This window comes from Bacterioplanoides sp. (assembly GCF_965219715.1).
Taxonomy (GTDB): Bacteria; Pseudomonadota; Gammaproteobacteria; order Pseudomonadales; family Oceanobacteraceae; genus Bacterioplanoides.
Window position 1 is genome coordinate 1326533 of the sequence record NZ_OZ244785.1, and the last position, 20257, is coordinate 1346789.

General features: G+C 49.1%; 23 protein-coding genes. 7 read left to right on the forward strand and 16 right to left on the reverse strand.

What is annotated here, in order from left to right:
• The gene (locus tag ACOQOZ_RS06580; RefSeq protein ID WP_420591475.1) at positions 1–204 is read right to left on the reverse strand and encodes a hypothetical protein; all 204 of its coding nucleotides are present in this window, start codon (positions 202–204) and stop codon (positions 1–3) included.
• A gap of 179 nt (positions 205–383) precedes the next feature.
• Here ACOQOZ_RS06580 and ACOQOZ_RS06585 point away from each other — a divergent pair, with 179 nt between their 5' ends.
• Complete coding sequence (locus ACOQOZ_RS06585; RefSeq protein ID WP_420591476.1) at positions 384–1217, forward strand: hypothetical protein; 834 nt, start codon at positions 384–386, stop codon at positions 1215–1217.
• Between the two features lie 43 nt (positions 1218–1260).
• Here ACOQOZ_RS06585 and ACOQOZ_RS06590 read toward each other — a convergent pair whose 3' ends face one another.
• On the reverse strand, positions 1261–2043 hold the full coding sequence (locus tag ACOQOZ_RS06590; protein ID WP_420591477.1) for a DUF599 domain-containing protein: 783 nt from the start codon (positions 2041–2043) through the stop codon (positions 1261–1263).
• 179 nt (positions 2044–2222) lie between these two features.
• Here ACOQOZ_RS06590 and ACOQOZ_RS06595 point away from each other — a divergent pair, with 179 nt between their 5' ends.
• Complete coding sequence (locus ACOQOZ_RS06595; protein ID WP_420591478.1) at positions 2223–2459, forward strand: hypothetical protein; 237 nt, start codon at positions 2223–2225, stop codon at positions 2457–2459.
• Positions 2460–2467: 8 nt separating this feature from the next.
• Here ACOQOZ_RS06595 and ACOQOZ_RS06600 read toward each other — a convergent pair whose 3' ends face one another.
• Positions 2468–3007 (reverse strand): DUF6942 family protein, encoded by a 540-nt coding sequence (locus ACOQOZ_RS06600; protein WP_420591479.1) that lies wholly within the window; start codon positions 3005–3007, stop codon positions 2468–2470.
• The gene (locus ACOQOZ_RS06605) at positions 3000–3500 is read right to left on the reverse strand and encodes a hypothetical protein (RefSeq protein WP_420591480.1); all 501 of its coding nucleotides are present in this window, start codon (positions 3498–3500) and stop codon (positions 3000–3002) included. The genes ACOQOZ_RS06600 and ACOQOZ_RS06605 overlap by 8 nt, the downstream gene beginning before the upstream one ends.
• Before the next feature lie 167 nt (positions 3501–3667).
• Here ACOQOZ_RS06605 and ACOQOZ_RS06610 point away from each other — a divergent pair, with 167 nt between their 5' ends.
• A complete protein-coding gene (locus tag ACOQOZ_RS06610) occupies positions 3668–4570 on the forward strand; it encodes a D-hexose-6-phosphate mutarotase (protein ID WP_420591481.1) in 903 nt (300 codons plus the stop codon).
• Positions 4571–4624: 54 nt separating this feature from the next.
• Here ACOQOZ_RS06610 and ACOQOZ_RS06615 read toward each other — a convergent pair whose 3' ends face one another.
• The 5 genes from ACOQOZ_RS06615 to ACOQOZ_RS06635 form a co-directional block, all read right to left on the reverse strand.
• Positions 4625–5026 carry a bacteriohemerythrin gene (locus ACOQOZ_RS06615; RefSeq protein WP_420591482.1) on the reverse strand — a complete coding sequence of 134 codons (402 nt, stop codon included), beginning with the start codon at positions 5024–5026 and terminating at the stop codon, positions 4625–4627.
• 193 nt (positions 5027–5219) lie between these two features.
• A complete protein-coding gene (locus ACOQOZ_RS06620; RefSeq protein WP_420591483.1) occupies positions 5220–6158 on the reverse strand; it encodes a LysR family transcriptional regulator in 939 nt (312 codons plus the stop codon).
• A 123-nt stretch (positions 6159–6281) separates the two neighbouring features.
• Positions 6282–6701 carry a translation initiation factor Sui1 gene (locus ACOQOZ_RS06625; protein ID WP_420591484.1) on the reverse strand — a complete coding sequence of 140 codons (420 nt, stop codon included), beginning with the start codon at positions 6699–6701 and terminating at the stop codon, positions 6282–6284.
• 44 nt (positions 6702–6745) lie between these two features.
• Positions 6746–7432, reverse strand: a complete 687-nt coding sequence (locus tag ACOQOZ_RS06630; RefSeq protein ID WP_420591485.1) for a lysoplasmalogenase — start codon at positions 7430–7432, stop codon at positions 6746–6748.
• Between the two features lie 14 nt (positions 7433–7446).
• Positions 7447–8142 carry a sterol desaturase family protein gene (locus tag ACOQOZ_RS06635; protein ID WP_420591486.1) on the reverse strand — a complete coding sequence of 232 codons (696 nt, stop codon included), beginning with the start codon at positions 8140–8142 and terminating at the stop codon, positions 7447–7449.
• Between the two features lie 123 nt (positions 8143–8265).
• Here ACOQOZ_RS06635 and ACOQOZ_RS06640 point away from each other — a divergent pair, with 123 nt between their 5' ends.
• Positions 8266–9183 carry a LysR substrate-binding domain-containing protein gene (locus tag ACOQOZ_RS06640; protein WP_420591487.1) on the forward strand — a complete coding sequence of 306 codons (918 nt, stop codon included), beginning with the start codon at positions 8266–8268 and terminating at the stop codon, positions 9181–9183.
• Between the two features lie 65 nt (positions 9184–9248).
• On the opposite strand, the gene ACOQOZ_RS06645 is transcribed toward ACOQOZ_RS06640, so the two are convergent.
• The 3 genes from ACOQOZ_RS06645 to ACOQOZ_RS06655 form a co-directional block, all read right to left on the reverse strand.
• The gene (locus ACOQOZ_RS06645) at positions 9249–10832 is read right to left on the reverse strand and encodes a sensor histidine kinase (protein ID WP_420591488.1); all 1584 of its coding nucleotides are present in this window, start codon (positions 10830–10832) and stop codon (positions 9249–9251) included.
• An 88-nt stretch (positions 10833–10920) separates the two neighbouring features.
• The gene (locus ACOQOZ_RS06650) at positions 10921–11793 is read right to left on the reverse strand and encodes a bile acid:sodium symporter family protein (RefSeq protein WP_420591489.1); all 873 of its coding nucleotides are present in this window, start codon (positions 11791–11793) and stop codon (positions 10921–10923) included.
• 27 nt (positions 11794–11820) lie between these two features.
• The gene (locus ACOQOZ_RS06655) at positions 11821–12312 is read right to left on the reverse strand and encodes an Lrp/AsnC family transcriptional regulator (protein WP_420591490.1); all 492 of its coding nucleotides are present in this window, start codon (positions 12310–12312) and stop codon (positions 11821–11823) included.
• Positions 12313–12478: 166 nt separating this feature from the next.
• Between ACOQOZ_RS06655 and ACOQOZ_RS06660 the strand changes: the two genes are divergently transcribed.
• The gene (locus ACOQOZ_RS06660) at positions 12479–14161 is read left to right on the forward strand and encodes a 2-isopropylmalate synthase (RefSeq protein ID WP_420591491.1); all 1683 of its coding nucleotides are present in this window, start codon (positions 12479–12481) and stop codon (positions 14159–14161) included.
• Between the two features lie 207 nt (positions 14162–14368).
• Positions 14369–14767, forward strand: coding sequence for a cyclophilin-like fold protein (locus ACOQOZ_RS06665; protein ID WP_420591492.1), 399 nt, complete (start codon positions 14369–14371; stop codon positions 14765–14767).
• 18 nt (positions 14768–14785) lie between these two features.
• Here the strand turns inward: ACOQOZ_RS06665 and ACOQOZ_RS06670 are convergent, their stop codons facing one another.
• From ACOQOZ_RS06670 to ACOQOZ_RS06680, 3 genes are all read right to left on the reverse strand, one after another.
• The gene (locus tag ACOQOZ_RS06670) at positions 14786–16588 is read right to left on the reverse strand and encodes a VRR-NUC domain-containing protein (protein ID WP_420591493.1); all 1803 of its coding nucleotides are present in this window, start codon (positions 16586–16588) and stop codon (positions 14786–14788) included.
• A gap of 65 nt (positions 16589–16653) precedes the next feature.
• Positions 16654–17538 carry a DUF4124 domain-containing protein gene (locus ACOQOZ_RS06675; protein WP_420591494.1) on the reverse strand — a complete coding sequence of 295 codons (885 nt, stop codon included), beginning with the start codon at positions 17536–17538 and terminating at the stop codon, positions 16654–16656.
• 276 nt (positions 17539–17814) lie between these two features.
• On the reverse strand, positions 17815–18600 hold the full coding sequence (locus tag ACOQOZ_RS06680) for a hypothetical protein (protein WP_420591495.1): 786 nt from the start codon (positions 18598–18600) through the stop codon (positions 17815–17817).
• A 72-nt stretch (positions 18601–18672) separates the two neighbouring features.
• On the opposite strand from ACOQOZ_RS06680, the gene ACOQOZ_RS06685 reads away from it, so the two are divergent.
• Complete coding sequence (locus ACOQOZ_RS06685; protein WP_420591496.1) at positions 18673–19551, forward strand: DMT family transporter; 879 nt, start codon at positions 18673–18675, stop codon at positions 19549–19551.
• 5 nt (positions 19552–19556) lie between these two features.
• Here the strand turns inward: ACOQOZ_RS06685 and ACOQOZ_RS06690 are convergent, their stop codons facing one another.
• Entirely contained in the window at positions 19557–20129 is a 573-nt protein-coding gene (locus ACOQOZ_RS06690; protein ID WP_420591497.1) for a phosphoribosyltransferase, read from the reverse strand.
• Positions 20130–20257 lie beyond the last annotated feature (128 nt).

Consider the following 20257-nt stretch of genomic DNA (forward strand, 5'->3'; position numbering starts at 1 on the left):
TTAACAGGCGTAATTTCCATCCTTCGCACGGTTTTCACATTCGCGCTTCAGGTTTTTACAAACCTGAATTTCCGGCGCAGACAAGCCGGTACTCATACGGCACTTAGCGTGACGCTGTCGCAGTTCTTTGTCGGACAAATGGCTCATGCCGGTATTGCCGCATGCTGTCAGGAATAACAGCGAAAAACACAGCAGATATTTCACTCGATCACCTGTAATACGTTATCGCGCTTAGAGTCGCATAGCGCCTCTGTTTTGTCCATATAAAGAGGCAACCGCATGAAAACCGTGCATAGTTCACATATTGATGGGCAAACGCCGCTATAATAGCGCGCTAACACCACTACTCATCCAAATCTAAAATCATAATCAGAGGTAAAATCATGTCTCGCATTGCGCTTATGATGTCTGTCATCGCCTTACTCAGCGCCTGTAGCGGCCCTTCCAGCGAAGAATTACGCCGCATGCAATTACTTGAAGCGCAACGCGCAGAAGAAGCAGCACGCCAGGCCCAACTGGAGGCAGAACGCCGCCAACAACGCTATGAAAATCGCCAGGCCAGCGCCCGCAATGCCAGCAAAAACAACACACAATTATCGGACCAGCAGGTCGAGCAAGTCTTCTCAGCGACACCTGAGCAGTCATTATCATCGGATAAAATCTATTACCTGACCTACGACCTGCAACCTGCAAAATACAATTACAACAGCTCTAAACAAAGCTTCACCCTGGTCGGCATGCGCAACCTGCCGAACAGCGCGGTATACAGCCCGTTATTCCCGGATGAATCAGCCCTTTACCAACCAGGCCAAAAAGCCAAGTCTGTGCTGGAGTTTGCACTGAAAGAAGAAACGGAACGTAACCGCCTGGGCAAATACGTACTGAAAAATAAGGGCCAGCGCTGGGTTGCAGCCAGTCTGAATTTTAAAAACAACCAGCAACTGGTCAGTGAAAATCCGCAATGGTTCTGGGAGAAAGGATTATTCGACGATATTTCCTGGAAAGTTGCTCCGGAAGTCAGCTACCCACACACCGCCAACCGCGACCTGAAAATCCAACTGGGTTTTCGCCTGTGCTTGATGAAGGACCGCTGCTATCTGGACTCAACTTACCGCCAGCATCCAACACACGCTGTGCGCGCAGAGGTTCTGTCAGCCCTGGTTATCAACCAAAAGAGTGGTGAAATCCTCGCCGAATTTATTAACGACGACCAATAAACACATCGCCGGACACTTCACTGGAAATCGTCCGGCGTATTGATTATTTTTCCCGCTCTTTGTTAGCCACAGGTTTTACCAAAGAGCGGCGATACAGTTCCTTATCGTCTTCAAACAACTTATCGCCAACGCCTTCTACTTTCTTCATCGCCTGCAGAGAGTTCGACAAAAATTCACGCTCGTACAAAACACCAACAACCGCCGCGGCAGCAACCATAAAAATCCATGGGCTGATAAACCAGGTTAATAATGCCAGTGAAAAGTAAAAAGAGCGCAAACCATAGTTATAACTGTGGCTGGCCTGGTCAATGATCTTGGCACCATAAATCGCAAAGCTGCGTTTTTCATTAGCCGTCACCGTATCATCATCCGGCAGTGGTGCAGCTCCAACCAACACCGAAGCAAAACCAAACTGACGCATCGACCAGGTGAAGGTGAAGAATGCATAAATAAACACAAAAATCAGCGTCACCATTTTCAACTCGATGGACAGAATGGAATCAGGTGTGGCAAAAGTAATTTCAGCCAGAATATGTTGCAACTTATCCAGAGCCGTCAGTGCCGCCAGCAAACCTGCAAGAATCAGAACACAGGAAGAGGCGAAGAAAGTAACATTACGCTCCAGGTTTGCCAGCAGTGCCGCATCACCTACCCGGACTTCGCGCTGCAACAGTCGCCTCATCCAGTTAATCCGATGTACGTGCAAGACCGATGACAATGACGCCACCTTCTTGGCCATCCTCTTTGCAAACAAAGAATAAGCAACCCAACAAAACAGAAACCAGACCAGGCTTATCAGGTTCACAACACCAATATCATCTACCATGTATTTTCCCGAAAAACGTCACAACAACCAAAGAGATAACCAGAGTATAGCCAGAAGCTCCGGTGGCAAATACGCAAAAACCGCAAACACCGGGTCAATTAACCAAACACCCATTGACGTTAGTCTGGCTTTGATGAAAATAGCACGCGGCCGTCAACGAATTACGGCTCTTCAACAGAATGGAAATATTAGAGAACATTATGGGCAAACAACAAAAGATCAGCCCGCCAGAGGGCAAAAACAAAGCACATAAACGCAACCCGATGGCTCAGGCCAGCATTATGCGTAAAGGCGGCGTTCATCAAATCAGCAACAAAACCAAGCGTGCTAAATACAAAAACCAATTAAAACACCAACTGCGCGAGCGGACTGACCGCTCGTGTTACCAATTCCCCATCCAACTACAAGCTGCCTGAGACAATATCTAATCGGTAAACTGCTGAAGCAGTGAAACCAATCGATCAATCCTCACATCCGACAATTGCCGATAATCAAAATACGGACACACAATCATGCGATGCTGACGATACACCGCAAAATGATCATCCAGCCATTCAATATCCGATGGTAGCCTGCCTTGTTGCATCAGCTCATTGGCATAGCCCTTCCCCATAACCAAACCAATACCCTTATCCGGACATTGCTCCACCTCTGATAAACGACTCGGCATCGAAAAAAGTAAACAGTGGTCACAACCCGACTGCAACAACTGTTGATCTCGCAAGTCGCGCCAGTCAGACAACCCCTGACTGTTCAGCTTAAATAACAGCTTGGCAAAAACGTTAAAGATTTTCCGCCAGTGATTACCCGTTTCATCGGCAATACGCTTAACCTCACCGGCCAACAAATATTCGCAGGAACGCAACTGCTGAAATTCATTCAACGGTGGCCGGTTGGCAATGTAGACCCGCAAGCTTCCATTGGTATTCCCAAGCCCAGCAATGCCATGCATATTTTCAGACAAGACTGACGATCTCCCAATATGCCTGAGCTCCGGGCCTGTCTTGGCCCAGGATGATTTCATCCCCTTCTGATAACCCAACTAATTGTTTAGCCAAAGGAGCATCCGGGCTGACCACCAGAATGGTTTTCCCCCGACACTCAATTGAGCGCCCTCCCTTCGGAGTAATCCAGATAATTTTTTCAGCTTCGCCGCTGTCATCACTACCATTTTCGACAACAACCAAAGCACCCAGTGCGATCACATCGTCTTCTGAGAATTCCGGAATTGGCCACTTGGCCAGCACAATACGCTCTTCCTGCAGCTGCAAAATGCGTTCAGACTGGCCATGAGCCAGATACGCCGCTTCAAGGCTGAGTGTGTCGTATTGGTTTTCCGGCTGATTATCTTCATGAGAAGCCGTTTCTTGTGCTTGCTGAGCAGCAGCAAAAGCCGCCTCTATCTCGTGATCGAGACTGGCTAATAAAATGGTTTTTAATTGATTCTTATCGAGCATACTGTCGCCGTAGCATCGAGCGGTTAATGGTCAGCCGATATTGTATCAGGACTGATCATTCCGTTAGCCGCTATTTAGCCGAAACTTTTCACCACAGACACACCACATCGCCGTTATAATCGACGCCGTTACAATCAATATCGCTAGCGAAAATATCAGGGAAAGAAATGCCTGCTTACACCTTTACCCGACTGGTACAACGCGACCAGCTGGAATGCCTGGAAATTCACCACCCATTCTTTGATGCCGAGCTGTTACTGCAAGGCGGGCAATTAATTCATTTTAAACCACATCATTCAGCGGAAAGCTGGGTATGGCTGAGCGATAAGGCCGAATACGTAGCCACCAAATCTTTGCGTGGCGGTATTCCTGTTTGCTGGCCATGGTTTGGTGATGCGGATAAAAACCCGGCAACGGTTCGCCAACATATTCCTCATACAGAGAAAGCAGCCGCTCACGGCTTTGCCCGAAATGAAATCTGGCAACTGGAGAGTGTTATGGAAACCTGCCATCAGGTTGCGGTGACTTTGTCTTTTACGGCAGAAAATCGTGCAGATTGGCAGGGAAAAGCCAGACTCACCGCAGAGTTTGTTTTTAAAGCGAACCAGTGCGAGCTGTCTCTATGTACAACCAATCTGGATAGCACAGCGCTGAATTTCAGCCAGGCTTTACACACCTACTTGCCAACGGCGGACATCACCCAAAGCCGGATTTATGGCTTACATTCCGCCCGATTTGCCAACGCGCTGATCACGGACAACGGCCAGTGGCGCGAGTCACGACAGTCCGATGCCGTGGGCTTTTCCGAAGAAACCGACCGGGTGTACTTTCCCTTAATGCAGCGATTGCAGCTTCAGACACCGAAGCACCACACCTTGCTGCTTTCACAAGGCAGCCACTCCTGTGTTGTGTGGAACCCGTGGATCAATAAGTCGAAGCGACTCAGCCAGTTTGATCATCAGGCTTACCAACGCATGCTTTGTATCGAAACAGCCAATGTGATGGATGACAGCATCTCACTGGCACCGGGCGAGCAACACATACTTTCGCTCACTATTCGCCGACCATAAAAAACACTGCGGTTGCAGCGTTTTTTTTCTGACAGATGACAGCCCTGGCAACAATCAGGCAGCACGTCCTTTTCGTTGATATAAAAACTGAGCCGTTACCTTGTCCATAGTATTCAGATGCATGATAAACCACTGCGGCACGGTTTCTTCAATAAACTCCAGTGCCGCTTCATCGTCCTGGTTTTTTTCGTAGTGCTCCATCTGGTCACGAAACAGCTGTAATACCCGCTCGTGCTCCTGCTTGTGCATCGGATAAGGAGGAAAGTTATTCGCCAGCATCTCTGCTTCTTCATGAGCAAAGTGTTCGACACAATGCTTGTAGAGCTTCTTCAGGTGCTTACCGAATTTACCGCCCATCAACAACTTCTGCTCGGCCTTGTTCAGCAGCCGGACAAACTCCTCGTGCTCCTGATTCATAAACTCCTGAGCAACCTGCGGGTAATCACGAAACTCCATACTGACCTCCTATGTTGTGAAGAGGTGATGAAAGCACCACATCAGACAACGGAAACAATTGAATAACGGTTCAAACCTCGACCGCAAAACAAGCATAAACATACCAGAAACGGATTCGTTGACCCTTATCAATAAGCATGATCAGGTCGTGAAAGTCAGCTTGTTTGTCAGTCGTTGAAGAATTGCCTGGCTGTCACTGACATTGCTGCGCAACATCAACAATGGTGCGACGCAACCAGCGGTGTGCCTGGTGGTGCTGCAACAGCGGTGACCAGGCCATTTTCAGCTCAAACGGCGGGATTGAGAAAGGAGGCTCTTTTACCTGCAGCGTACTCGACTCTGCCTGCATTTCTGCCACACGGCGTGGCAAAGTGGCAACCAGATCATTGTTGTGAGCCAACAATGCCGGCATCTGATAATGACGGGTAAATACCGAAATCTTGCGCTTATGACCGAGCTTCGACAGCGCATTATCAACCCAGCCCAGACGCACAACTTTTTCCGGATCGATACCAACACCGGCACCCATGCCGGTTTTGCTCACCCAGATGTGTTTACTGGTGAGATAAGCATCGAGGTCAAACTCATTAACCAAAGGGTGATTCGGGTTAACCAGACAAACGAAGTCGTCCTGCCATAAGGTCATCTGATGGAAAGATTGCGGCATATCGTCGAAACGGTTGATGGCCATATCGACCTTGCCCGCTTCAACGTCTTTGAAGGTTACGTCGGATGGCGTGAGCACATCGAGAATCACATCCGGCGCATCGTTGCGTAAACGCTTAACCAGCTCCGGAACCAGAGTCGATTCTGCGTAGTCACTCACCATAATGCGGAATACCCGATGACTGATTTTTGCATCAAAGTCTTCCAGCGGCTGCAACGCGGCTTCCAGCTCCCCCAAAGCCTTGCGTATCATCGGCTGTAATTCCTGAGCACGCTCAGTGGGTGTCATGCCATCGGAGGTACGAACCAGAATCGGATCAGAGAACAGTTCACGCAAACGACGTAAGCCGTTACTCATCGCAGGCTGAGTAATACCCAGCTGCTGGGCTGCCTTGGTAACGCTGCCTTCGCGCAGCAGTACATCCAGATACACCAACAAGTTAAGATCAATTCGATCCAGGTTCACAGGAAACCCTCAATACAGCAGAAAGCGCTATTGTCGCAGGATTATCAGCATTCACCAAGCCTATTATCTGAGGCTTTGGTATAAACACTGTGATTGGCCGACAATGGTTCGCCAATCATATCGTCAACCGCCGGACTTTTTTGCCTTGAAGCCACGTCGGGTCAATTCAGCTATCAGCAAATCGCGGTGCTCGCCCTGAATCTCAACAACGCCGTCTTTTAACGCGCCGCCAACGCCACACTTTTTCTTCAGTTCTTTAGCCAGAGTTTTCAGCTCGGCACCCGCCAGCGGAATCCCCGTCACCAGCGTCACGACCTTACCGCCACGGCCCTTCGATTCTCGGCTGACCCGCACAATACCATCACCCTGTGGTAACGTTTCATCAGAGCAGGAACAAGCATTTTTAGCATTGCCACAGCCCGGGCAAGTGCGCCCTACTTCGGTTGAATATACTGAACCGCTGTTGTCGGAATCGGTATTGGCGGAACCCAGGCCGCCTGCTAACAATGCCGATAAATCGACCGGTTTATTGTCTTTTGCCATAACTGCAGAATCTGTTGATGCATTCAGCGGCGACGTTAACCGATTCAGGCGGCGTTCGGCAACTCCTTACGCGCCGCATCACGCAGATAGCCAAACAGCACACCGTAACTCAGCAATAACTGACCACTGATATAAAGAGTGACAATCACGGGGGTTGAATATTCAAACGGAATCCAGAAACGGTTAACACCGATAAGACCATCTGCACATAAAAACAGTACGCCGCCGATCATAATTGGCCAGGCCCGGCTCCACAAAGCCGCAAGCGCCATCCAGGCCAGAAAAACGACATAAATAACCACGGGCCACCACAACGGACCGGCATTCGGATAAAACCGGCTGAGCATAAAAGCCGAAGCCAGAATTAACAGCGGTGCAAATAAAAAATTGCGCTTATTAATCTGGCGCTGCGGCCAGAACAAGGCAATATAAGCAATTTGTGCGAACAGAAAACTGGCCAGAGCCTGTTTTAAATAAATACCGCGATCGAAATCGAGAAAAACATCCCCCACTGCGGACATCAACATCGCCACGACAAACAAAAATTTCTGCAGAATTCCAAGCGATAAAGAGCGCTGATTAAACATCAACACAACCATAATCATTAATGGTGATGCTTTAAGCAGATAACTGCCAGCGTAGGGATGGAATGGCCATAACAGTATATAGCTGTAACCTAACAGCACCGCGACAATAAACAGTGGCTTTTTCCATTGCTCAGTTAATAACATCCGTGATCTGCCTGCTATGCCCGATTTTTTTCTGTGCGAATTTCGCTACTTTCAGGTTTCCAGTACAGCGTATTCAGCAATATATCGAACACAGGCAAGGTGATATTAAAGTTTTTTTCGGCCATCTGATCGCGCTCATGGTGCAATAAATGCAATCGGCGTAACTGTTTCCAGCAAGGTGTTTTTTCCACAAAAGATCCGTCAGGAAGGTGGTAACTGAAATGCATCACCTCATAAAACAAGTAGCCAAAAATACCCGATGCGGCGTACAAATAAGCGATATTTTCCTGGCCGAAATAAATCAGCAATCCACCAAACGGCAGAATTAAGCCAAACAAAAACGCGAAAATGAGATAGGCCGGAAACAACACCACCCGCCAATCACGCACCGATTCCGCCGGCATCGCCGTTTCAACAAAAAAACTGTGATGATCTCCGGTATGGCGGGAATAAAATAAACGCGCCAGCGGGTTTTTACCTTTTTTGTGGCCCATCCAGCGATGTGCGGCATACTCCGCAAAATTAACCGCAATAATGGTTATTGGCACAACCAGTAACTCAGCTGCCGTTGGCGCCACCACTTGCGACAGACTGTAAGTAATAACGACAATACCGGTGACTGCCACTACCAACATATGCAGCCATCCGTTGTAGGAAGGGCTGATCTCTGCGCGATAACGCTCACGGAACTTCTGATAATCAAACGCCATCCGGTTCACCTCACGAAGTGTTCTTGTTTTTGTTATTGAATCTTTATTTCACTCTACTCAGGGATGGCAATCAACTCCAATTTATAATACAAAAGAGCATTATCACCACGACAAATAAAACAAATGAGTCTGCGTAATCTTGATCTCAACCTGTTACCGGTGTTTACCGCACTGATGGAAGAACAGCACTTATCGCGGGCAGCCGAACGCCTGCATATGAGTCAGCCTGCGGTCAGCAATGCTCTGAAACGCCTGCGCGAGCGCATGGACGATGAGTTATTCGTCAGAACCAGTCGCGGCTTAAAACCTACTCCCAGAGCCACCTCGCTGTATAACAAGGTACGCGACGGCTTGCAGCTGATCGAACAGGGCTGGCAACAGCAAAAGAGTTTCGAGCCAGCCACCAGCCAGCAAACGTTTGTCATCAGTACCAATCCGGCAGTGGAATACCTGGCCACACCCTGGTTGATGAAACTGTTGCGACAACAGGCCCCCAACGTTCGGCTACGATTCGAGCCGGACCATCTCAGTGATATTCCTCAACGACTGCAGGACGGCCGCGTCGACGTCGCAATCGATTTTATCGACTATCACCACACCGGTCTGGTCAGTGAAGAATTACATCAGGAAGATCTGGTCGTCATTGCCGCAAAAGATCATCCAGACTTCAGCCCGGAGCTGACACTAGAGCAGTTTGCGCAACTCAGTCATGTCACGGTCTCGCCGCGCAATCAACAAGGCACGCCAATTGAACAACTGATGGGACATAAGAATCTGCAGCGCGATGTTCGCCTGCACGTCACCAGCTTTATTTCGATTCCAGAAATTGTCGCCCAGACAGATTTAATTGCAGTGGTGCCGGTGCGCTTGATGAATCAGGCGCATATCAGGCCATTACTTCAGTCCGCACCACTACCGTTTGAATATCCGCAGGCACCGCTGAAACTGATCTGGCATCAGAGCCGCGAACAAGATCAGGCACATGAATGGCTGAGAACAACCTTATCGAAACTGGTGAGCATCACCAGTCAACACCTGTGAGCGAAGCGCCAGGCTGGAATTACTTGGGGAAAAAATTGAGAGTCACTGATTCTGATCAGCCAGATTTACTGACGAGGAAAGCGCAAGGTCACACAGGTGCCAACATCCGGAGCGCTATCAATTTCCAGCGACCCGTTGTGATTGGCCATTACGTTGTACGCCACCGTCAGGCCCATACCCATACCCTGCCCAACTTCCTTACGGGTAAAGAATGGGTTGGTGGCAAACTGTAAGTCTTCTTCCGTCATCCCTACGCCGTTATCTTTAATCGCCAATACCAGGTTATGACTGTCTTCCAACAACGCGGCTTCAATCGTGCCTCCACAAGGCATTGCCTCCTGCGCGTTATGCAAAATCTTACTCAGGACCATCACCACCTGCTGGCTATTGCACAGAATCGGGTCGACCACCAAATCAAAGTTGTGACTGATATGAATATCCGCACTGCTATCAACCTGGCTTTCACGCGCCGCTTTCCAGAACAATGCGCTGAGATCATTTAATTCTTTGATGTCCTGGTCTTCACCACCAACAAACGTCTGCAGCTCTTTGACAATTAGCTTAACCCGTTCGATACCATCACTACAGGCGCGTAATAAATCCGGCGCATCTTCCTCAACAAAATCGAGATCAACACTGTCCCGGATTTTTTTCAGCTGAGCTTTAATCGCTTCATCCGGAATCTGTTGCTCAATCCGGCTGGCCTGACTGGCAAGGTCTATCAGATCCGTCAGGTAGTCATTCAATGTACTGAGGTTGCTGGATACAACCGCAATCGGATTATTAATTTCGTGTGCCATGCCGGACGCCAACTGCCCCAGCGCTGCCATGTGTTGCGCCTTAACCAACAAGCTCTGGGTTTCTGTTAACTCGGTAATACTGGCTTGCAACTGTTGGTTGGTGTCGTGCAGTTCCCGGGTTCTGTCGCGAACTTTTTCTTCTAGTTTCTCGTTAAGAAACCGCACCTGCTTTTCGGCAACATAGCGATGGCTCATTTCTTCATCCATCGATGCCAGCAAAGCATTGGTCTTAGCAACCAGGTCATCAAGCTCGCTTTGTTCCAACTGCGACTCAACTTTGAGGGGGATGCGCATCGGCGCTTGTGGATCTATCTGCAATACTTTTTCCGTCAGCCGCTTTACCGGACCGGTGAGGCGCGCGCGAAACACCATAATCAGCACCACTGCTAACACGATGTTGCGTAATACATCGAGAACCAGAGTCAGCCCGGCACGTTGTTCAAAGCCTTTGTGCAGCAGACGCCGGTCAACCCATACCGACAACACTCCCAGTTCGTCTTCGCCGGCAACCGAAGTCACAGGCTTCATCAGGTCGACCCGGTAAACCAGAAGCTGGTCACGGTTATCCGGCGTATTACGTTGCTCCGCATCCCAGCCCGAATGAACCCGGAAGTCGCTGCCGAATTCAACCACTTCAACCGCAACAATACCGAGGTTCATACGCATACTATCAAGCGCAGTTTGCAGCGAACTTTCGTCGTAATTAAATAAAGCTAAGGCTGTGCTGGGTTGCTGGCGACGCAGCATTTCGCGGGTTTGTAGCTGAACTCGCTGCTCATCACCGACGTAGTCAAAACCAATCTGAATGGCACTGAAAAACACCCCCAACAGCACGCTGAAGATCAGCACGTAGAGTGTGAGTCTGCTTTCGATTGACTTAAACCGTATCTTCAAAGTCCGACTTTCCTTAGAGCGTATCAGCAGCGGCGATAAATCATTACGCTTTAGTATAGACACCCTGACGCCACTGATACCCGGCAATCAACATCAGGGCTGGCAGGTTCATCAGGATACCGTAGAACAGAGCAACCAACGCCAGATCCGGGCGATCGAGCAAGGTCACTGCAACCAGCATAGCGGTTCCGGCATTCTGAATACCTACCTCAACCATAAAAGTGCGTGATATAGCATCATTGCGACTGACCAATTTGCCAATCAACCCGGCCAATGTCATAGCGATCAGGCACAACCCCAGACAAGCCAGAGTCACTACCGACCACAGTTGTGGTAAGCGCTCAGCATTCGCCCAGGCCAGAGTCGCCACAAGACCGGCGAACAACGCAAACGTTAATCGGTTTAACAATAAACCATGGCGCTGTGTCCAGCGAGGGCAAAGGTGTGCCAATACCATACCAAGCAGTAGTGGCACCACAGTCACCAACAGCAGAGGTAACAGCGTTTTTGTCCAGGGAAGATAGATATCGAGCGAGTCAAGCTGCAGCCACTGCAACTGTGTATTTACCCAGAGAGGAACGGTAACAGGCGCCAGCAAACTAATCACCGCCGTCAGGGTGACCGATAACGCCGCATCACCACCACTGAGGTGACTGATGATATTTGACGTTGCGCCCCCCGGGCAGGCAGCCAGAATAATCAGCCCTACTACCACCGCGGTTGGCAACGGCAGCAACACAACCAGCAACAAGGCCACCGCCGGTAACAGGAACCATTGCAATAGCAATCCAATTAACACCAATCCGGGCTGCTCAAATAGGCGTTTGAAGTGCTCCGGGCGCAGCGATAACCCCATCACCAACATCATAATTGCCAGAGCAATGGGTAAAACCACCTGAGATAACAGCTGAGCCATAGTTGTCCTTACTTCCGTGGCAAAAAATCAGTTGAGCGCAATCGCACTGCGATCCAGTACTTTACGCATTACAAAGCTGGAGTGCACGCCGGTTACCCCTTCAATGCGGGTTAAGGTTCCCAGTAGGAACTGCTGGAAGTCATCCATGTCTTCCACCACCACCTTAATGACGTAATCGGCTGACTGCCCGGTGATCAGGTAACACTCCAGCACCTGAGGACATTGCTGCAGAAGATGTTCAAAATTCTCAAAACGCTCTGGCGTGTGGCGATCCATACTGACGCTGATCAGCGCCATCAGATTCAAACCCAGCTTTTTTGCATCCAGGTGAGCCCGATACCCTTCGATCACCCCGCTATCTTCAAGTGCTTTAACCCGGCGCGAACAGGGCGACGGTGATAAGCCAATTTTATCCGCCAGCTCAAGGTTGCTGAGGCTGCCATCGCGCTGCAGCAACTCAAGAATCCGTCGGTCCGTACGGTCCAGTTCAACCGCTGGTCCTTTCTGCTTTAACGCCATAGTTTTCCCTCCCAACGCCACTACTGAGCAATAAATTCTTCAAATGCCATAAAAACAAGCAACCTTTCACTACAAATTACCATCAACAAAGGTCAATTAGCAAAGTAATAGCGCCAAACACTGCTTATACTTTTCGACAATTCAGAATATCACGCAAGGTTTCACCATGAATCAGCCAAACGGAACATTTAATCACCAGAAATATCGCCCTTTCCCAGCGATTCAGAAAGCTGATCGCCGCTGGCCATCGCAAACCATCAGCCAGGCGCCAGACTGGTGTTCCGTTGATTTACGTGATGGCAACCAGGCTCTGATTGAACCAATGACCGTTGAGCAGAAGCAACGCATGTGGCGTTTGTTGCTGGATATGGGCTTCAAAGAAATTGAGGTGGGCTTTCCGGCTGCATCACAACCGGATTTCGATTTTGTACGCTGGTTAATTGAAGCCAATCAGATTCCGGAAGATGTCACCATTCAGGTACTGGTTCAGGCCCGTGACGAATTAATCGAGCGTACCTATGAAGCATTAGCAGGCGCCCGCAAAGCCATTGTTCATGTCTACAACTCCACCTCTCCGGTACAACGGGAAAAAGTGTTTGGTCTGGATAAGCAAGGCATTATCGATATTGCCCGTCACGGCGCGGCCAAAGTGCAAAGTGAAGCGAAAAAATACCCACGTACCGAGTGGATATTCCAATATTCCCCGGAAAGCTTTTCCGGTACCGAAGTCGATTTTGCGGTTGAGGTGTGTAATGCCGTGATCGATCAATGGCAACCTACCCCCGAGAAAAAAGCCATTATCAACCTGCCAGCGACCGTTGAATCGGCCATGCCAAATGTCTTTGCCGATCAGGTGGAATACTTCTGCGATCATGTACACAAGCGTGATGCCATTACCGTCAGCATCCATACTCATAATGACCGTGGGTGCGCGGTTGCCGCGGCCGAATTGGCGATTCTCGCTGGTGCCGACCGTATTGAAGGCACATTATTAGGCAACGGCGAGCGTACTGGCAATATGGACATCGTCACCATGGCGATGAACCTTTACAGCCAGGGCATTGATCCACAACTGGATATCAGCATGGCGGACGACATCATCGCCACGGTTGAAGCCTGCACCAGTATCAAAACCCACCCGCGTCACCCATGGTTAGGTGAATTGGTATATACCGCGTTTTCCGGCAGCCACCAGGATGCCATTCGTAAGTGCCTGACCCAGCAGAACGATAACGAACCGTGGGATGTTGCCTACTTACCCATTAACCCGGCCGATCTGGGCCGCAGTTATCAATCGGTTATCCGGGTTAACAGCCAATCCGGCAAAGGCGGTGCTGCCTACTTGTTAGAACAACAGCTGGGGGTGGTATTACCGCGCTGGTTGCAGGTTGAATTCGCCGAGCCGGTGCAGGCATTGGCGGAGCAACAACAAGGTGAAGTTGAACCCAACCAGGTATTGGACTGCTTCCGTAATCACTTTATGAATCTCGATGGTCAATACCAGTTATCCAGCTATCAGATTGATCGTCAGGGCAAACAGCATCATATTCAGGCTGCCATCAGTGATGAAAGTGATATGACCCTGATCCACGGTCAGGGCAGCGGCGCCATAAGTGCTTTTATTGATGGCATTCACAAAGCCACCGGTACTGAAATTCAGGTGGTGCAATTTGATGAACATTCATTGGGAGAAGGTGCCGATGCCAGCGCGATGGCGTTGATGCAAGTGAATATCCGCGGGCAGCGTTACACCGCCGTCTCTCAGGATTCCGATATAGTCGCCGCCAGCCTCAGTGCCGTTTTGTCCTGTTTGAATAAAGCGGTTAAAAACCAGCAGGTCGCTGCCTGATTTGTAACCGAAGTTAAAGTATCGCATCAACTAAATCCGCCAGTGCTCAGACTGGCGGATTGTTTTTAATTCACGCCTGTCGCACCTGCCTGACACAACAATTCTGTAGCAAATTTGTTACGCAAAATCTTACACAAAAAAACGCGCCTAACACGCTCTGAATTTGCTAACTTTTTCCTAACTGAAGGGTTCTTGGAAGGAAAGGTTATGACGATATTAAATCTGAGCTTTAACAACACCAATATCCGCATAGCCCTGCGCCGAACCGCTACAGCACAGGCCATCATTAACGCCATTCCGTTTGAAGCCACCATCCAGACCTGGGGCCGAGAGGTCATTTTTGATTGCCCGATACGAGTGCCGTTTGAGCGGGATGCGACCAACATCGTCAAACCCGGCGATATTGGTTTCTGGCCTGATGGCAGTTGCATCACCATTGCCTATGGCGCAACCCCGATATCCCGTTACGGTGAAGCACGACTGGCCTGCAATTGTAATATCTGGGGCGATGCTCTCGACGACGTCGCCGAGCTGGCAGCCATCCAACCTGGCACCAAGGTTGCGGTTGATGTCTGGCATGCAGGAAACCTTGATAAGGCCAGTTAATTAGCAGGCAATAACCACTTATCCAGATTCTTTAAGGTATAACACTGCGGCTGGAATATGATTTTGACAAAAGTATTCCAGCCAGCCCAACTGGTTTTTCTGCAGTGTATCCCCCGGCCCTTTTACTTCCACCAGCTCATAATCTTCCTCTGATAGCCAGATCAGGTCCGGCAAACCACTTCGATGGTTTTTAATGTCACGCCAGATATAGTCAAACAACAGTTTCCAGTGCTGCAACGGAATAACATCAAGTGCTTTGTTTAGCATCGAAACATATTCCGGATTCATAACACCCCAAAAAACAAACGCGTTCGTAATAGCAAACTTTTCGCTGATAGCCTGATTAATCCGCTGTTTAAATTCAGGTTTATTCGCTTCATCCACCAATAACTTATTAAGCGGATTAAATTCAGCCTGGCGACTTTGAAGAAAGTCCGGGTCGTACAAATCATCCGGTCTGTACTGGAACGCATGATAAAAAGCACCGGGAACCTCAGCAAAAATTACTGGCCAGAAAAACAAACCAAATACCGAATTTATTAAACTGTTTTCAACATAAAACCCCTGACCTTCGGGTTCTTTTTGTTGTTTCTTAAACAGAGACAAAGCCTGCAAAGCCGCTTGCTCAACACCATCATTCTGCCAACACGGATCACGCTCAGCGGTGAGTAAATATTCCTTGGGTGACTGCTGTTGCTGCCTAACCGAATCACAAGCCTGCAATAGCTGGGCATCGGCAGTCTCGTCCGTTTGAGTTTTCAGTTTTTTGATCACCCGAGCCATAAAAGTCAGAACAAACTGGCGCTCCTGCTCGATCCAGGGAGACTGCCAAATCTGCAAACACAACATGGCACAACGATTAAATTCCCCGCGATTAAACAGAATCCGGCATTGACGCTCCCGTGACGGGTGTAACATGCACCCGGAATAAATGTTTAACGCCGGGTCGGCTTCTCCCAAACGCTCCAGCTGCCGGGCAATTTCCAACCGCCGACGGCTGATACGTTGCAATAACCGTTTCTCTGACTGCACAGCGTCACTGGCCAATTGTTGCTGCCATTGCTGATCCAACAACAGCAACTGCGATGGATCACAGTCTTTTAAATCTTTCTGAGATTCAAAAAGTTGATAATAATCCAGATAAGCATCGATCTGGCCACGATCAGAAAAGCCACGAGACTGCTGCCCGATCTGATATGTCTCATATTGATAAATACCCAGATCACGCAATACAAAATCGGTAAAGTCCTGATGTAAATTACCAAAGTACAGCAATTTGAAGGTGGTTAATTCCAGCTCACCATACACTCCCAACATGGGGTAATTGAATAAATCCACGCTGATTTTTGACCAGTGCTCCAGACACAACTGCTCCAGTGCTGGTCGGGCCAATTTGTTCAGTGCCGCCTTTCCCATTACCGGTATATCTGAATCCGCGTGGTCCGATGAAAAATCAGAGTTGAGCCACAGCTGCACCAGATCAGGTTTTGTAAAAAGCTTAAGCAGAGCTTCAGCGGAGAACTCATCAATATGTTCAGGGGTCAACCAGCAGACAAACTGGCTTTGCTCGAGACTGTTTGCAGCAAGTTTAAGGTTGGCAATTTCCGGGTATTTGAGTTTATCAAAACGAAATACATCCCCCTTGCGACACAATAAACGGATATAAAGCTGTTGTACGGCATCGGGTAACTGCAGAAATTCGTCGATAAAGTCTTTTTCGGAAGCCGATAATAAATCGCGATATAAACGATTTGTCTGGCAGATTACATGGAGAAAATTATCGTGATAATAATAGACAGATAACGGAGTTGATTCAGACATAATTATCCGGCGCCTGGGTAATTCAGCGCCAGTATAACTCTGTTAGCAGCGGAATGTGTTGGCGATTACATATCCAGACGAACGGCACCGTCCAGCAGAGCAAAGTCTGCTCGCTCGCTGACGTGCATGCCACCACTCATGCGGTATAAACCGGCGAGACGTTGTTTTCGCTGGTGATCTTTATCAACCAGAAAGCCGCCATGTTGCCGCTCCAGATTAACGTATTCATTGGCAAATTGAGCACCGGAGCGTGGCGCCGGGTCGTGAACGATCAGACGATTTTCCGGACCATAGGCGTTGTTCAGTTCGTAGCCAACTAAGGTTACCCAATGACCTCCCACACGCTTAAAGTTGCCGCTTTTGTCCGTCTTTTTGTACCAGCCAACATTCAGCCAAACCGTACTGGATTCACTGATGCCGTCCGCCAGCCAGTTCAGATCGATCTGACTGCCAGCCGCCCTGCGGTACTTTGCAGGTACCGAGCGCCAGCCCTGAAAAGCAAGTTTTTTAGGACGTTGTCCATGGTCTTTAAAATAGGTATCAACACCGTTAAGCAACGCCGCCGGAGTTGTGCCTTTTTCAGCGGAGTTCATATACCGGGAATTCGCCAGGCGACCGGCAAGATGAATCTGATTATCGACGCTTTTTTTGCCCGCCAACCAGGACAGAGAGTTAGCAACAGCAACCGGCGCACAGTAGTTTTGCCCGCCTTTGAGGAAGTCCGCCAACGGGTGCGTTTGCAATAAATCCGGAATCTGAGAAATAAACTGACGATTAACGCGACGGCGCTTTTTCTGGGTATGAACACTGGTGCGCTGGGCAGGACACAAATCAGCTCGGTCAGTAAAAATGACGTGCCCCTGAGTGTCCTGACAACGATAGATTTCCGCTGACGCAGAAGACATCCATAACAGCCCGGTAAACAGGGCAATTGTTTTAACCAGTTTCATCCCTCAGCCTCGCGTTTTTATTATCTTCGGCTAGTTACAACAGTCTTCGCTGCTGTTTGATTCTGGACTGATCATTGGAACCGCATCTTTCGTTTGTTGTTTGTAATTCGAAAGATCAAATGTTCAGTCAACGTGGTGTGGGATGGAGTCTAGCACCAATAAATGCGCCATTCTCGTACAATCGCGCCAAAATGAGGAAGAATCAGGACATATTGTTACATAAGGAAAAGAAAAATCGCGATATCAGTCAAAGTACGCCAATATCGCGAGAAAATATCAGAAGTTAATACGAATATTGCTTGCTGAATCTACGAAGTAGCCATTAGTTGAGCCCGATTTCAGCTTCGGATCCAGAGAACCCTGGCGTGTGCGGCTGAAAGTCAGATCAACTGTGCAATGTGAGTAGTTGCCGTTTCGCGTTGCCTCACCCACATTGATAACACCGGAGGTTACGCCACCAGCTTCACTGAAGGTATTGCTTACCTCGCGACTCAACACCTCACCCTGTGCCGTGGTAAAACAACGATAATCCTGAGTAACCTTCATTCCTTCAGAATCATCGTCGTTATTCGACCAACGAACCGTCATCAGCTTCGAGCTGTTCAGCTGCACCGTACTTCCTGCAAGTGGCTCATTAATTTCAAACGCTTGCGGTACCGTGATATTTGACTGATCGGCATCCTGCTGGCTGTTACGCTCCAGCTTAAACGTAAAATTGGTACGCAGTGGGTTTTCAATGGTCACTGTGCGGTTGTAAATCACATCACCAAACACCTTTGTTTCGGTCAGGCTGTATTCATTCGGCCCTGACACAACAACCTGATCACCGCCGTCCAGTTCAAGGATGTCATTGCCACGACGGAAACGAGCCTGCAGGCGGTAATCATGACCACCCTGAGCAGAATTAGCTTTTGCTTCAACTTCGTAAAAAGCAGAAATAGCACTGGTGGCGAAATCACCGGATGATTCGGTACCTTTTGAATCGCCGCAACCCTGAAGAACAATCAATGGAGAAAAAATCAGGCAAGCAAATGGCAAGCGTATAAAACGATTTTGGAACATAATGACCTCTGTATTTATTATCAGCTGCTGTATCTCAGCCAACACACGCATATTAACCGAGTAGATTTCAGAGTGCCGCAATATTCGACAAAAGCCGACGTTTTCTTGATAGTCGTCACACTCCTGGCTGCCATCAGCTGGATGTTCTCCAAAGAAGCGTTGGCAGGCTTCCCACCTTTACTGTTTGTTGGCAGTCGTTTCTTGCTCGCCGGAATTATTCTTGCTGCATTTGGCCATAAATTACTGCGTGCATTATCTGCTGAACAGTGGCGTGCCGCCGCCGGGGTTGGGACAGTATTTGGCTGCGCCATGAGTTTTTGGATCATGGGATTATTTTATGCAGATAATCTCGGAGAAGGCGCCTTTATCACCAGCATGGCCGTTGTCCTGGTGCCACCGCTGAGCTTGTTATTCTTTCGCGAAACGGTTGCCGCTTCCACCTGGGTGGCACTGCCACTGGCGATTGCCGGCATGGCATTACTCGCGCTGCAAGACGGCTTTCAGCCGGAAGCCAGCCAGTTGTTTTTTCTCTGTGCCGCGGTGTTGTTTTCTCTGACCTTTATTCTCAATGGCCGTGCCGCAACCCGAATACCCGCACTGGCTTTAAGCGCGATTCAATTATGCATCGTCGGCCTGGTGGCGCTGCCAATTTCAATCGCAACCGAGCAATGGCCGGATGACATCAGTGGCAATATGCTCTGGTGGCTGAGTCTCAGTGTGGTGGTTGGTACCGCGGCGCGTTTTTTACTGCAAACCTATGCTCAGGGGCTGACCTCGCCGTCGCATGCTGCCGTGATTATGGTGCTGGAACCGATCTGGACAGCCTTGATTGCTGCTGCCTGGTTTGGTGAGAGAATGACTGAAATACAGATGATGGGCTGTGGGTTAATTTTTGCGTCTTTGCTGGCCAATCGCTGGAGTAATATCCGCGATTGGCTCAGGCGGGAATAACCGGTTTATTCTGCAGGCAGGTGATCTTTGATGATGTCGAACAACTCAGGGCGCCCCTTCTCAATCTCTGCAGCAGACAGGCCTTCCAGTGAATGCGGGTACTTTAACCAGGAGCTGGTTTCGTGAATGTAATAGTCCGGCACGCGGTCGGTCTTATTACGCTCTGGTTTGTAATAAGGCACCGCAACTCGAATATCGTGTGGCGTGTTTAAACGTGCACGACGGCTTAATTCATTGATGATGGCATCAATTGACTTACCGGTATCAAACACGTCATCGACAATCAGCAGACTGTCCTCGTGGCGAATATTCTTGACCAGATAGTTAAGGCCAAATACCTGAACTGTTTTTGCCTGCTGATCGATACCCGCAGCATAAGAGGCGGTACGAATCGAGATATTGTCCGTTTCAATACCGTGGTATGCCAGGTATTCCTGAACCGCAATGCCCATCGGAGCGCCACCACGCCATACGGCGATCATAAAGGTTGGACGAAAGCCACTTAACAGTACTTTTTCCGCCAGCCGGTAGGAATCTTCCAGCAAGCTTTGTCCTGTCAGGTAGAGTTTCTCACTCATGTTGTATTGCTCTCTGTTACGGCCGCAGACGCTGCGACAACCAATATCAAAAACTATTAGCTGACCGTATGGTCAGTCGTGTATCATACCTTTCTGGTTATAAAACTGCTATTAAGAATCACGGATTA